At 34.8% G+C, this 14,604-nt stretch carries 14 protein-coding genes and 1 pseudogene; 4 read left to right on the plus strand and 11 right to left on the minus strand.

From position 1 onward, the window contains the following. Window positions 1-109: 109 nt before the first annotated feature. Window positions 110-847, minus strand: coding sequence for a hypothetical protein (locus BMW63_RS12150; RefSeq protein ID WP_139174236.1), 738 nt, complete (start codon window positions 845-847; stop codon window positions 110-112). A 77-nt stretch (window positions 848-924) separates the two neighbouring features. Between BMW63_RS12150 and BMW63_RS12155 the strand changes: the two are divergent. Then, window positions 925-1,170, plus strand: a pseudogene (locus BMW63_RS12155) (GNAT family N-acetyltransferase); the annotation flags it as partial. A gap of 83 nt (window positions 1,171-1,253) precedes the next feature. On the opposite strand, the gene nadB reads toward BMW63_RS12155, so the two are convergent. The 10 genes from nadB to ric form a co-directional block, all read right to left on the minus strand. Further along, window positions 1,254-2,774, minus strand: coding sequence for an L-aspartate oxidase (nadB, locus tag BMW63_RS12160; protein ID WP_074723749.1), 1,521 nt, complete (start codon window positions 2,772-2,774; stop codon window positions 1,254-1,256). Next, the gene (gene nadA / locus BMW63_RS12165) at window positions 2,774-3,703 is read right to left on the minus strand and encodes a quinolinate synthase NadA (protein WP_074723750.1); all 930 of its coding nucleotides are present in this window, start codon (window positions 3,701-3,703) and stop codon (window positions 2,774-2,776) included. The genes nadB and nadA overlap by 1 nt, the downstream gene beginning before the upstream one ends. 98 nt (window positions 3,704-3,801) lie before the next feature. Next, on the minus strand, window positions 3,802-5,061 hold the full coding sequence (locus BMW63_RS12170; protein WP_074723751.1) for a pyridoxal phosphate-dependent decarboxylase family protein: 1,260 nt from the start codon (window positions 5,059-5,061) through the stop codon (window positions 3,802-3,804). A 127-nt stretch (window positions 5,062-5,188) separates the two neighbouring features. Then, complete coding sequence (locus tag BMW63_RS12175) at window positions 5,189-5,623, minus strand: RrF2 family transcriptional regulator (protein WP_074723752.1); 435 nt, start codon at window positions 5,621-5,623, stop codon at window positions 5,189-5,191. 44 nt (window positions 5,624-5,667) lie between these two features. Then, window positions 5,668-6,903, minus strand: a complete 1,236-nt coding sequence (locus tag BMW63_RS12180; protein ID WP_074723753.1) for a hypothetical protein — start codon at window positions 6,901-6,903, stop codon at window positions 5,668-5,670. Window positions 6,904-7,021: 118 nt separating this feature from the next. Beyond that, entirely contained in the window at window positions 7,022-7,486 is a 465-nt protein-coding gene (locus BMW63_RS12185) for a cation-binding protein (RefSeq protein WP_074723754.1), read from the minus strand. A 42-nt stretch (window positions 7,487-7,528) separates the two neighbouring features. Next, complete coding sequence (locus tag BMW63_RS12190) at window positions 7,529-8,245, minus strand: anaerobic ribonucleoside-triphosphate reductase activating protein (RefSeq protein ID WP_074723755.1); 717 nt, start codon at window positions 8,243-8,245, stop codon at window positions 7,529-7,531. Then, a complete protein-coding gene (gene nrdD, locus BMW63_RS12195) occupies window positions 8,199-8,366 on the minus strand; it encodes an anaerobic ribonucleoside-triphosphate reductase (RefSeq protein ID WP_175460283.1) in 168 nt (55 codons plus the stop codon). Before nrdD ends, BMW63_RS12190 begins: the two co-directional genes overlap by 47 nt. A gap of 88 nt (window positions 8,367-8,454) precedes the next feature. After that, window positions 8,455-10,563, minus strand: a complete 2,109-nt coding sequence (locus BMW63_RS12200; protein ID WP_074723757.1) for a ribonucleoside triphosphate reductase — start codon at window positions 10,561-10,563, stop codon at window positions 8,455-8,457. A gap of 22 nt (window positions 10,564-10,585) precedes the next feature. Then, on the minus strand, window positions 10,586-11,317 hold the full coding sequence (gene ric, locus BMW63_RS12205) for an iron-sulfur cluster repair di-iron protein (RefSeq protein ID WP_074723758.1): 732 nt from the start codon (window positions 11,315-11,317) through the stop codon (window positions 10,586-10,588). Window positions 11,318-11,643: 326 nt separating this feature from the next. On the opposite strand from ric, the gene BMW63_RS12210 reads away from it, so the two are divergent. The 3 genes from BMW63_RS12210 (at window position 11,644) to BMW63_RS12220 (ending at window position 14,531) form a co-directional block, all read left to right on the plus strand. Beyond that, the gene (locus tag BMW63_RS12210; protein WP_074723759.1) at window positions 11,644-12,075 is read left to right on the plus strand and encodes a c-type cytochrome; all 432 of its coding nucleotides are present in this window, start codon (window positions 11,644-11,646) and stop codon (window positions 12,073-12,075) included. A 111-nt stretch (window positions 12,076-12,186) separates the two neighbouring features. Then, window positions 12,187-13,614 (plus strand): cbb3-type cytochrome c oxidase subunit I, encoded by a 1,428-nt coding sequence (locus BMW63_RS12215; RefSeq protein WP_083380474.1) that lies wholly within the window; start codon window positions 12,187-12,189, stop codon window positions 13,612-13,614. A 137-nt stretch (window positions 13,615-13,751) separates the two neighbouring features. Continuing rightward, window positions 13,752-14,531, plus strand: a complete 780-nt coding sequence (locus tag BMW63_RS12220) for a CbbQ/NirQ/NorQ/GpvN family protein (protein WP_074723760.1) — start codon at window positions 13,752-13,754, stop codon at window positions 14,529-14,531. The last annotated feature ends 73 nt before the right edge of the window (window positions 14,532-14,604 follow it).

Consider the following 14,604-nt stretch of genomic DNA (forward strand, 5'->3'; position numbering starts at 1 on the left):
TGGTCAATTTGAACTGGAAAGTGGTGGTCAGTTTGCCCCGGAACTGGTGGTCAATTTACACTGGAAAGTGGTGGTCAATTTGACTGGTTTTTCCAATTTTACCTCATAATCATAATTGTCTAATGCGCCACTCCAAGTGATTTTGGCTCACTTGAGCTGCCGCAATCCCCAGTGGTGCTTGGCATTGTATCAGATAGTCAAAAGAGAAAATGGCGCTATAACCGTTATTCTTAAACACGCCTATTTCTTCGGCATTGGCCATCGCTTTCACACGCCAAGCATAGCGTTTGCCAGGTATCAGTTGGGGTTCATTGATACTGTATTGTAAAATAGTGTTCCGTACCTTAGTGGTATATAATGGTGGCGAGTATAAAAAGGCGTTTTCTACTGGGGTATTGTTGTCCCAAATTTCTACCAAAGAAAACTCATAGACTACATTGCTCACATTTATATTTCGGGGAGTCCAGCTAAAAACAATATTTTGTATGTTTTGCTGCATGATTTCCTGCTTGTTAGTAGGCAGGTTTAAAAACGGTGGGTCATTCTGGAAAATAACGGTGGTCACGCAGGATTTGCGAGATAATTTTTTATTAGTCAGTACATCATATACTTCAAGGCAAAACTCATAAATACCTTCGGGTAATGCGTTTGCATAGACGTTGGGGTTCAAGCCCTGTAGGTTTTGGAACTTAAAATAAGGGGCTAACTCTATATTTGTCAATTGTAATGGAACTCCTCCCTCCAGATACAAAGCTTTTTCTCCCACCACATAATCATTGGTGTTAAACTGGATGCCGTTGCCTTTAAAATAGGTTTTCAGTCGCACTTGACGATTTAAGATGCTCAAATCATTCAGTACGAGCTATACTTTTATAGGACTGTTTAGCGTCGTAGCATCCGCATAATTATCAAAATAAAAATAAAACCCACATTCATAAAATTTATATTCTACCAGAAACCCAAGGAAAAGGTATTGGTAAAACGTTACTCGATGCTGTGGAGCAATCTGCTTTAAAAGAAGAATCTGAAATAATTTCTTTGAATGTAGACAGATACAATACGGCGCTTAACTTCTACAAAAAAATTAGTTTTGAAATAACCGAAGAGGTCGACATCACTTTTGGCGAGGGTTACCTTATGGAAGATTATATTATGGAAAAGAAATTGTGATTGATTAGTATATATTGAGGATAAACCCTTCCTGTTTTTAAATAGTTAAAATGGAGTTTTTTTTGAATTTCACACAAAATTCGTTACACTTTCATAAAACCACCTCGATTATCATTTCTCCTAATAGAATCTTGTGCGATTAAATAACCTACGATAATCATATTTTGTAGCTCCCATAAAGCAATATTGATTTGATGGGTTTTAGACAAATGGTCTAGTTCGTTTTGCCACTGTAGCAATTGTTCTTTTGCATTAAGTAAATCGATGTTATTGCGAACGATTCCTGCGTTTTGTCGCATTAAAAGCTGTAATGCTGCTTTCTTAGTATTAATAAAATTTAAATTTACTTCAGGTTTGTCTAATACAATCCAATTCGAAATTAAATTGATTGCATCTTGGTTTTTTAAGGAGGCTTTCGACAAATAATTATAGATTTTATCTGAATATACTAAGGCTTCCAGTAGGGAGTTGGAGGCCAGTCGGTTGGCGCCGTGCAATCCCGTTTGGGAACATTCGCCGCAGGCGAATAAATTTTCGATAGATGTTTTTCCGTGTTTATCCACCACAATACCGCCACAAAGATAATGCTGGGCAGGAACTACTGGAATCCAATCTTTGGCAATGTCTATGCCGATGCTTTTACAACGTTCATAAATCATAGGGAAATGTTTTGTAAAAGCTTCTATGTCTAAATGGGTGCAATCTAAATAAACACATTTGTCACCTGATTTTTTTAGTTCCATATCAATACTTTGCGAAACGACATCTCGGGAAGCCAATTCTTCTCTTTGGTCGTAATCAAGCATGAATCGGTATCCGTTTTTAGTTCGTAAATAAGCACCAAATCCGCGAACTGCTTCCGAAATCAAAAATGCAGAACCAGCAGTATCCTCATATAATGCAGTGGGGTGAAATTGTATAAATTCCATATCCTTGATGACTGCATTGATACGACTAGCCATAGCAATACCATCTCCTGTTGCAATCACTGGATTCGTGGTATGTCCATAAAGATGTCCAATACCACCAGTGGCTAGTAAAGTATATTCAGATTGAAATGTAACGATTTTGTTTATTTTTTGATTTAAAGCATAGGCACCCAGGCAACGATTGTTTTCAGTAATTAAATCAAGGGTAAAATGATGATCTAGAACTGTAATATTTTCTTTTTGATATACTTGTTCAAGTATAGCGCGTTCAATTTCGAAACCAGTTTGATCTTTATGATGTACGACTCTGTTTTGAGAATGGCCTCCTTCTTTACCTAGGTCAAAAGTTCCTTTGGAATTGGTATCAAATTTAGCTCCCCAAGCTATCAGTTCTTTCAAACGTTCAGGGCCTTCGGTAACTACCATTTTTACTGCATCTATATTACAGAGTCCATCACCACAAATCAAGGTATCTTCGATGTGTTTTTGATAGGAATCTTCAGTTTCATTGGTCACAATGGCAATTCCTCCTTGTGCATATTTTGTATTCGATTCGTCTGCCGATGCTTTTGTAATTATCGTAACTTTTTTATCAGGGAATAGATCTGCAATTTTTATAGCAAAGGTCAATCCCGCTATTCCAGAACCAATGATTAAGTAATTTGTATGTATCATTATTTGGATAATTCTAGCATACGCTCAATAGGAAGTAATGCTTTTTTACGAATATTTTCGGGAACATTAATCTCTGGAGTTTCATTTAGCAAACAATTGTATACTTTTTTTAAAGTATTCATTTTCATATAGGCGCATTCACTACAAGCGCAAGTGTTATCGTCTTTAGCTGGCGCCGGTATCAATATTTTTTCCGGTACTTCTTGTTGCATTTTATGAAGAATTCCTGCTTCGGTAGCGACAATGAATTTGTTGTTAGAACTTGTTTTTACATATTCAATCATTCCTGCTGTTGAACCTATATAACTCGCGGTTTTTAAAATATGTGTTTCTGACTCAGGATGGGCAATGATTGTAGCATCTGGATGTAACTTGTAGACTTCGATTAATTTGTCTAGTGAAAAGGCTTCGTGTACAACACAAGAGCCACGCCATACCAGCATGTTACGCCCTGTTTTTTCAATAATATATTTCCCTAAGTTCTTGTCTGGCGCAAAAATAATCGGTCTATCTTTTGGTATTGATTCTACTATTTTTACCGCATTTGATGAGGTACAAACAATGTCGCTTAATGCTTTAATTTCGGCAGAGCAGTTCACATAGCTGATGACAATATGGTCTGGATGCTGGTCTATGAATTGTTGGAACAAATCTGGTGGACAGGATTCTGCTAACGAACAACCTGCTTTTATATCTGGTAAAATTACTTTCTTAGTCGGGTTTAATATTTTGGCGGTTTCAGCCATAAAATGAACTCCTGCAAAAAGTATAATGTCAGCATCCACTTTCATTGCTTCCTGCGATAATCCTAAACTATCGCCCACATAATCCGCTACATCCTGAATAGCAGCTTCTTGATAATAATGGGCTAGAATTACTGCGTTTTTTTCTTTTTTTAATGCTAATATTTTTTCTTTTAAACTGTTCATTTTTAGTAGTTTTACATATTTTAAATTCGTCAAAATTGGCAAAAAATCTTTGTTATTGTAATAGCTGTTGTGATTTTTTTTGGCGATCTTGATTAGTTTTACAAAAGAGCTATTTCGATGTTTTTATGAATTGTTATTTTTAAATCGCTTATAAAAGCGAATAAATGATCGATTTCGACATGGTCCATTATTACAATTTTATACCATTGATTATTTTTATCATGTTTTTGGGGAACTAAATCATATTTTTCAACTAGTTCGGGACTAATAGAGCTAGCGTCAATAGTGACAATATTCATATAGCTTTCTCTAAAATAATTTACATTTAAAATTTGTAATTGTTCGCATAGCCATTCTGTTCTCATTTGTAAAATACGAATTTTTTCACACCAACCATAAGTGCCGTAAGTAAATAATATCATCCAAACAGCTACTGCATTAGCACCAGAACGACTCCCGCACAAGGTTAAGTCCATGCCTTTAACATATTCAGCTTCCTTAGTAAGGACATTTTCTATTAATCCTTTTCTACAAATAAAAACTCCAGTTCCATAAGGAGCTTGAAGCATTTTATGAGCGTCGATAGTTATGGAGCTAATTTTTGGATTTTCGAAGTTAATGCTACTTGCTTTATTACTAAATGGATAAACAAAACCACCATAAGCAGCGTCTATATGGATTTTATAATTTAAATGATGTTTATCAAGAATTTGAATATAATCATTGGGATCATCAACTGCGCCAAACATGGTGGTGCCCAGATTTGAGACCACAATAAAATATTTTTTCCCTTCAATTTTAGCTTTAATTATCTTGTTTTCTAAAATATTGGAGTCAATAAGACGAGTCTTAAAATCAACAGGGATTTTTAACCAATCTAACATCAATAAATTAGCTGCTTTAGGAATCGAATAATGAGTATCTTCTGATGCAATAATGATTATTTCAGTTGAATTTGCAGCGAGCTTATTTATAAAATAATTACGGTACATCCAGATTGCCTGAATATTTGCTTCGGTACCACCTGTAGCAATATATCCGTCAAAAGAGTTAAGTTCAACTTTAAAAACATCAACAGCAAGTACGTTTAATACTTCTCGCTCAATTTCCTGTGTTCCTTTAAATGCTTTTTCTGAATGACCAAAAGTGTGACAGCCAATATGGTTGGGATTTGCAACATATGTTTGTAAAATAGGAGCATTTTTTAAAAAAGAAGCATCTTCATTAAACACTTTTCCATCTAATTTAGATGCGGGGTAACCTAAAGAAGTGTCATGTGAAAAATTAACATTTTCACTTAATGCTTGTTGAATTCTTAACTGTCTTTCAATTTGTGTCCTTTTTTTCCAGAAATGCATGATGATAATTTTAATCAAAAATACTTCTTAAAAAAAACAGAAAACATGATAAATATTAGGTTTTAACTATAAACAAAACAAATAAAATTTTATGAAAGTAGCAATGGATTGAGTCTTACAAGAAAGATTAATACCTCAAGAAGGTATCACCCGATTTAATTCCCAGTGCAAGTTCCTCTAGATTGGTATTTTCAAGCATGAAAGTCAATTCATTTCTAATGGTTTTAAATTTTTCATGAACCGGGCAAGGATGTTCCTCAGAACAGTGAATTAGGCCTAATCCACAACCTGTAAAAACACGATCACCATCAATTGCTGATACGATTTGTATTAGCTTTATTCGGCTCATACTTTTTTTAGGAATTTCAAAACCGCCACCAACTCCTTTTATAGAATGGATAATATTATTTTTGGAAAGTATCTGTAAAATTTTGGCTGTAAAAGCCTCAGGAGAATCTATTTTTCGCGCAATATCTTTCAGTCCCACTCGGTTGTCTTGATAAGATTCAGAAGCAATAAAAATAGTAGCACGAATGCCGTATTCACAGGTTTTTGAAAACATAATTTGTTTTTTTCAAAATTACGAAATAAGTTTTGTTCTAGGTATTAAATAGGATAGTTTTGGGTAACAACTTGCTTTCTTTTTAATTGAATTAGTAAATTCACAGTTATGATTAATAGTCCAACGGTCAATGGTACACTACCAATGAATAAACTAAGATAATAGTAAGGAAGCGCTCCTGTATCAAAATATAAATACAATCCTTGCAGAAACAACAAGATCTCGGTAGTTACGAAACCTATCAAAAAAACTTGGATACCCCCTTTATGAAATGCGTTTTTAGTATTTAAAAATTGATGTTGCAATGCAAAACCGAACAGAAATCCAGTGATAATGCCAAGCATGGTCAGATGAATATATCCAATAACAAAATTCCGAATTTGGTGTGACATCTGAGCCAGTTCAGGCAATAAAACAACCAATTGAATTCCGATTTTTAATACCAACGAAAATAGAGCAAAACCATAAACTGTTTTTTCTAAAGAAGATAAAGTACCAAAAAACACTCGTAATTGTGATCCAGTGTTTTGAATAAAAAGTACAGCTGCAACTAATTGTAGCAACACGCCAACAACATTTATCCAATAAAAAACAGGATTGGTAAGAAACCAACTTACCGGCAAAGCCAAAGTCATGATCGTTGCAATAACGAATAAGGTGTAGAACAAACGGAATTTTTTCTCGTCAATTTTTAATTTTATTTGTTGAAAAAACAACGCTAAAACAGCGAATAAAAACCAACCATTAAATTGAAAATGAAGAAAATACTGAATGCATATTTGGTAAAAAGCACTTGATTTTCCCAGTAATCCAACCGCTGGTCCCAGACACCAAACTCCGAAAGTAGAGAAAACCATAAAAAGTAAAGCGGTACGCAACATTCTTTTTTCGGGGAAAGTAGGGGGTTTTGCCTCTTTCCAAATGAGTCGAGCGAAATAATAACTGCAAAAAATATGAAGAGTAGAAAAAAGGATAGAGACAAAAGCATAACCTTGAGCAGGGAAATCCAGCATCATGCCAATGACGGCGACTTCAGTAATCCAAAATAAGCGATTGTAAATTCGTTTTTGTTGTGCTTCTTTTGGAACAAAATTATAAATGATTAAACAATACAGCATCATATAAACCCAGCCCAACATGGCTACGTGAGAATGACCATGCATTAAAAACTGAAAATTCACGCCTTCGATAGGCGCAACATACATCCAACGAAGTAGCAGTCCCATTAACGAGGCAATAAAAAAATTTGCAAAACAAATTACTATCCAATGTTTTTTCATAATCAGTCTCTAATACGAAACGTAACTTTCTGCTGAATTTTAGAAATATAACCATTAAGAAATTAAGGATATAAAGCCTTAACTTTTCTTAATTTATTGATGGTTCAAAATATAATTTTTAAAGCCAAAATGCATTATCATCTTTTTCAACAAAAGCTTCTTCGGTATGAATTTCTTTAATTTTTGCTAATTGATCCGCGGTGGCTACTTTTTGAATTTCAGCAAACAATACGCGCTCTTCATAACGAATGTGTGCTTCCAATTCTATGTCTATTAGACTAAGATTTTCTTTTAAATCTGTAGTAGCGTTGAATAAATCTTTGAGACGACTATGTTCTGACAACGCTTGTTCAATCAATGGATTATCATCACCTAAAATCGTAAAAATATATTTTTCTTCTAATTCAAAATGGGGTTTTAAATGCTTTTCAAAAAACCAATCGGTGTATTCTTTAATGCGTTCTAGTGACACTTCCTTTTTTATTCCAGTGCGTATTTTCCAGCATAGCAATAATCCGTGATGATGATTGTGGCTTAAAGGTTGTAATTCAGGGGCTCTTTTTAATGGTTTAGTATCGCTCATGAGCTATTTTTAAATTAATGGTTTTTAAAGACAATGGAATAATCACCCTCTAAAATGTACTTTTATTTTTTCTGTCGAAAGTTTTTCTTTTTCTAATTCCTTGAACGAATAACCTAATTTTTCAATAGTAGTCGTTCCGTTTACAAAATGCTGAATGTAATAATTTCCATTATATCCTGCTTTTTCCAAATAAAGAATCATTTGATGAATATCTTCTTTCTTTAATAAATCGGAATGCACCGTAGTACGAACTTCAAACGGCAATCGACTTTCAAGCAATAAATGTAGTGACTTTTCGAAAGGGACAAAAAGATTTGATTGTGTTATTTTTTCAAAATTATCGGGCATCGCCTTAAAATCAAGAGCAACATAGTCAATCAGCTCTTTTTCGATTAATTCCTCAAGTACTTGGGGTTGCGAACCATTGGTGTCTATTTTGACCAGAAAGCCCATTTTTTTGACTTTTTCAATAAACACAATACTCTTTTTGTGAAGTAAACATTCGCCTCCGCTAAAGACTACAGCATCTAGTAATTGTTTCCTGCTGTTTAAGAATGCTAATGTTTTTTCAAAAGAAATACTGCCTTTACCAAAAACAATTTCGGGATTGTAACAATACAAACACCGCATATTACAGCCTGCAAACCAAAGTATGCAAGCTGATTTATGTGGGTAATCTAATAAGGTAAATGGAGTGATGCTATAAATTGGTTTAGCAACATTTTCCTTCTGTAAAATGAGTTCGTTGTTTGTGTTCACCTTTTTTTCCTATGTTAAAACTTTCTACTGGTCTGTGATACCCCATTACGCGAGTATATACCAGGCATTTTGTTCTCAATTTTTGATTCTCTTCTAAAATCTGATCTGCTGTTGTTTTCATGTTTTTTGTTTTTTTTACCATTAAGAAATGAAGAAAAGCTAAGTCTTAATGAACCATTAATTTCTTAATGGTTTAACTTTTAAATTAGTTAGTTAACCTTATGACCTTGCTTCTTTTCTTCAATCAATATTTCATCACATTTTGGGCAATATTCATGTTCGCCATTCAAATATCCATGTACAGGACACACGCTAAATACAGGAGTTACCGTGATATAAGGCAATTTGAAATTAGAGATTACTTTTTTGACAAACTGCTTACACGCTTCAGGAGAACTGATTTTCTCACTCATATAAAGATGAAGCACGGTTCCACCAGTGTATTTGCATTGCAGTTGATCTTGCAACAGCAAAGCTTCAAAAGGATCTTGTGTGAAATCTACTGGAATTTGAGAGCTGTTGGTGTAATAAATATTCTCCTCCTGACCCGCCTGAATAATGTCGGCATAGCGCTTTTTGTCTTCCTTGGCAAAACGGTAGGTTGTCCCTTCGGCAGGAGTTGCTTCTAGATTATACAGATTTCCTGTTTCTTCTTGGAACTCTTTCATTCGGTTGCGAATGTGGTCCAAAATTCCAGCAGCAAATTCTATCCCAGTGTTAGAAGCAATAGTATCCTCATTGTTAGTAAAGTTCTGAATCATTTCGTTCATTCCGTTTACACCAATCGTAGAAAAGTGATTTCTGAAATGTTGCAAATACCGCTTGGTGTACGGATACAATCCACGGTCATACATTTCTTGAACGAACACTCTTTTTTTTTCCAAAGTCGCTTTAGCAATATATAAAAGGCGATCTAGTTGTTGGTATAATGCTGCTTTGTCACCTTTGTATAAATAACCCAAACGCGCCATGTTTACAGTCACAACACCAATACTTCCGGTCATTTCGGCACTACCAAACAATCCGTTTCCACGTTTCAATAGTTCCCGTAAATCCAATTGCAAACGGCAACACATACTACGAACCGCATTGGGTTTATAGGCGTTTTCGTTTTCAATTTGGTTCCCATTTTCATCCAAAACATATTGACTTCCGATAAAATTTTGAAAATAAGACGAACCAATTTTGGCAGTATTTTCAAAAAGCAATTCGGTGTTTTCACCTTCCCAATCAAATTCTTCGGTAATATTCACTGTCGGAATAGGGAAGGTAAAGGGTTGTCCGTTGGCATCACCTTCGGTCATTACGATATAGTAGGCTTTATTGATAAGATTCATTTCTTTTTGGAAATGTTCGTATCGCAAGTCTGTTAGTTTGTTAACTCCTCTTTTTTTGGCTCTAGCCAAAACAGTTTCGTGATTATTATTTTCGAAAAAATGCAAATCATTTTTGGTCGGAATCTGGGTTTTCAAATCTTCGGGAACGACCCAGTCCAGAGTAATATTCGTAAAAGGTGATTGTCCCCAACGAGCAGGAACATTCAAATTATACACAAAACTACGAACCGCTTTCAGTACATCACCAAAGGACAAATCATCTGCAAAAACGTAAGGAGCTAAATAGGTATCAAACGAACTAAAGGCTTGCGCTCCTGCCCATTCGCTTTGCAAAATCCCCAGAAAATTAGCCATCTGTCCCAAAGCTTCTCTAAAATGAGAAGGAGCTTTGCTCTCCACACGTCCCCGAACTCCGTTGAAACCGTCGTTCAGCAAAACACGCAAACTCCACCCAGCGCAATAACCCGTTAGGCAATCCAAATCGTGAATATGAATGTCTCCATTTCGGTGTGCGTACCCTTCTTCTTTGGTATATACCTTGTCTAACCAATAATTAGCTATCACTTTCCCAGCAACATTATTGACCAACCCTGCGTTGGAATAGGAGGTGTTAGCATTGGCATTGATGCGCCAATCGGTTTGTTCGATATATTCTTCAATGGTTTGTGTACTATCTACATAAGTAGTGTCGTCGTTCAAACCATTTACATGTTCTCTTTGTAGTTTTCGAGTATGGCGAAACAACATAAATGAACGCATAACTTCAAAATAATTATTCTCAAAGAAAGCTTTTTCGATTAAATCCTGGATTTCCTCAACAGCCCAAACTTCTTTGGTTTCAAGTATTTCACTTAGACTCTCAAAAACACTTTCGTCAACAACTACAGAGACACTTTTGAAACTCTTTTCAATAGCATCTTTGATTTTAAAAGATTCAAAGGGTTTGTATTTTCCATTTCTTTTGATAACGTAATTCTCCATAGTTGTTTCGTTTAGTGTTTTTTTAAGATTGTGCAGCAAATTCTTTTTCTAAAGCCACTGCTTTTGGAAACAAAATGTTGTTTTCTAAATGGATGTGTTTGTGTAAATCTTGTTCAAATTCATTAAGCATTGCAAAAGTTACTTTATACGTATTACAAGCATCTGCTGGTGGCGTGTAATTGTTGGTTAGTTCCACAATTTTAGCAAATCGATCTCCTTCTGCTTCGTGCTCTGCCATCATCATCGCAATCGGATTTTTAACGGTTCCAAAATGTGGTTGTGCAATTATTTCATCAGAAATTGATGCGGTAACCATTTTTTTGATAAAAGGGAATAACATCAATTCTTCTTTTTTCATGTGTTGTGCTAGTTCTCCTGCGCAACCTTTAAAGAGTTCGTTGATTTCAAACAATTCAGGATGACTCGCGCCGTGAACTTTACATAATTTATCCAAAAATTGAAGTAGGGTAGGTGTTTTTTCTTCAACATAACGATGGTGTGTTTTTTCGATATAATCAGCTAAAAGATCTAATGGCCACGCATTAAAATCGATTCTAGAATCATTTTTAGTATTCAAAATAGCAGCAATTTCGATTTGTAAATCTTCTGGTTTTACTGCTTTTTTTTCACAAACTTCATCTACTGTTCTATTTCCTTTGCAGCAAAAATCAATGCCATATTTTGAGAATAAAGCGGCTGTTCTAAAATCTTTTGCTACATATTCTCCAATTGTTATTTTTTCTAAAGTTTCCATATTGTTGTTTTTTATATTTATTTGATAAAGCAAATTTAGTAATTATTTTAATAAAAGACAATTTTATCCGTAATTATAGTAATTTTTATAATTATCTATTTAGTAAGTATATGTGTTTTTGTAATTGTTTTTAATTGAAGTAGCAATAGTAGTAGTCTCATAACGATTATATCGTTCGAATAAAATTCTATTTATAAAAGAATGCTAAAAAAAATCAAAAAAATAATAAAAAGATATATTTATCTTTTATATCTTTGCAATATAATAAAAGACAAAATTATCCTTTATTTAAAATTACTTTATTTAATAACTAAAAACAGATTATTATGCTTTCAAAATCACAAGCACGAGCATTTTTTCTGGGAGGAACATTAGTCACCTTTTTAATCTTTATAGGATTGACTATTTATTCGTTTATGCCCAGAAATGATCAAACGCATTACAGCGAGATTACCAAAGAGGTAGTGAGGGGAAAAGAAATTTGGGAAGCCAATAATTGTATGGGATGCCATAGTATTATGGGAGAAGGTGGCTATTACGCCCCTGAATTGACAAAAGTCCTAGAGCGCCGCGGCGAAGGCTACATTAAGGCCGTGTTAATGTCTCCAGTTCCATGGGCACCAAGAGGACGAAAAATGGTGGCATATAAAATGAGTGAAGCCGATGCAAATGCAATGGTAGCTTATTTTAAATGGATTGGAAAACTTGATTTGAATGGGTTTGAGCATGTAATTTCACCTTTAGCGAAGCAAGAATAATTAAATAATAAAGGGTATGAACTCGCCATTAACAAGATGTTTGTTTTAAACAAACGCCATTAAATAGAAGACGATACCATTGTTGACCGATAACAAATAAAATATACAAATATGAAATATAAATCACAAAAAGTAGCCTATTGGTTTTTTGCCCTGTGCATGCTACTCTTTTCCCTGCAAATCGTCTACGGTTTTATCATGGGATTTGACCGAATAGGAATACAAGGATTACACGAAATAATTCCTTTTAACGTAGCTCGCGCCGTACATACTAATTTACTGGTAGTCTGGTTGTTAACAGGTTTTATGGGGGCGGCCTATTACATTATTCCTGAAGAAGCACAGCATGAATTAATAAGCGTCAAATGGGCTTATGTCCAGCTGATATCCTTAGCCATTGTTGGTGTTGTCGCTATTGTTGGTTTTCACTTTAATCACTGGGAAGGACGAAAATTTTTAGAAATCCCTAGAGAATTAGACTATTTAGTAGTTGTAAATGTGTTGCTTTTCTTGTTCTTAATTATAGGAACTTTATACAAAGGAAAACAGAAAACAACAACAGCTATTGTACTTGTAATGGGTTTGCTATTCGCAGCCTTACTTTATATCCCTGGGATGATTTGGTTTGATAGCCAAGTAATGGATTCATTTTTCCGTTGGTGGGTAGTTCACCTATGGGTTGAGGGTGTTTGGGAATTAATCATGGGAGGTATTTTATCTTTCTTATTAATCAAATTAACGGGAGTTGACAGAGAAGTAATCGAAAAATGGTTATACGTAATCGTAGGTCTTACTTTCCTTTCAGGAGTTTTAGGAACAGGTCACCATTATTACTACATCGGAGTAAATAAAATTTGGTTAGTAGTAGGTGGAATTTTCTCAGCCTTAGAGCCTTTAGCTTTCTTAGCCATGGCGTTATTCGCTGTGAATATGTATAGAAAAGGAGAAAAAAGCCATCCTAATAAAATTGCTTTATTTTGGACAATTGGAGCCTCAATCGTTTCCTTCGTTGGTGCTGGATTACTTGGTTTTGCACATACATTGCCGCAAACCAATCTTTACACTCACGGTACATTAGTTACAGCAATGCATGCGCATTATGCGTTCTGGGGTGCTTATGCGATGATTGTTTTGGCAATTATTAGTTATGCACTTCCTAATTTAACAGGTCGTAAACGATATCAAAGCACACATGGAATGATGGCATTCTGGTTATCAAATATTGGAATTTTAGGAATGACCGTCGCTTTTGGTGTAGCAGGTGTTGCACAAGTGTATATGGAACGTAAAATGAAAATGGATTTCATGGTCGTACAAGACGAAATTGCAATTCACTTTGTTGTTTTACTGATCTGTGCTACGATGTTTACTACTGGAATTGCACTATTTATTTATGATTTCATAAAATATGGTACACCTACAGATGAAGCTTTAATAGCTGAGCACGATAGTCCGCGAGTAGATGGTTACAAAATCGATGGTCATACAATTGAAAATCTAGCAACCGTTACTCAGAAAAAAGGAAAAAAAGTAATTTAAAACTACAAACCTATTTCGAATAACTCAATATTGTAATTGAAATATCCAGAATACTTTAACTGTCTATCTCTAGAATTGAGATGTCCCACAAGCAATTGTTATGGTATTCTGGTTTTTTATATAAAAATTAAAACAAGATGTTAGAAAACGCACCCTATTATCATGCCGTTGGAAAAGAAATTGACGTCTTTAACCACGCTTATAAAAACAAAATTCCCTTTTTATTAAAAGGGCCTACAGGAACAGGAAAATCTCGTTTTGTAGAATTCATGGCACATCAGTTAGACAAAAAACTAATCACCATAAGTTGCCACGAAGAAACCTCTTCGACCGATTTGATTGGTCGATTTATCATAAAAGGAGCTGAAACAGTTTGGCTTGATGGTCCGTTAACTACTGCTGTAAGGGACGGAGCTATCATTTATCTTGATGAGGTTGCCGAAGCAAGACCAGACGTCATCGTAGCAATTCACTCACTCACAGACCATAGACGGGAACTATTCATAGACAAATTAGGTGAAACTGTAAAAGCGCATGACGATTTCATGTTAGTAGCTTCTTTTAATCCAGGTTATCAACGCGGATTTAAAGAACTAAAACCTTCTACGCGCCAGCGATTTATAGCCGTATCGTTCGAATATCCAGAGTCACAAATTGAAATTGAAATTTTGGTCAAGGAAACAAAAATAGATCACGATACAGCTAAAAAGCTAGTAGCCATTGGAAACAAAATCAGAAACCTAACCGAACTAGGTTTAACTGAAACCGTTTCCACTCGTTTACTAGTGAATGCCGCCAAGATTATTCATAGCGGGCACCCAAAAAGAGCGTCGGTACATGTCGCAGTTGTGGAACCGTTAACAGACGATTTACAAACATTAGTTGCATTAAAAGATTTGTGTGATTTGATGATATAAAAAAAGTGTTCAGTAGTCAGTTTTTAGTATCCAGTTGAATACTGTTTAACTCTTTATTGAATTCATAGAGACG

Source organism: Flavobacterium frigoris, assembly GCF_900111075.1.
Classification (GTDB): Bacteria; Bacteroidota; Bacteroidia; order Flavobacteriales; family Flavobacteriaceae; genus Flavobacterium; species Flavobacterium frigoris.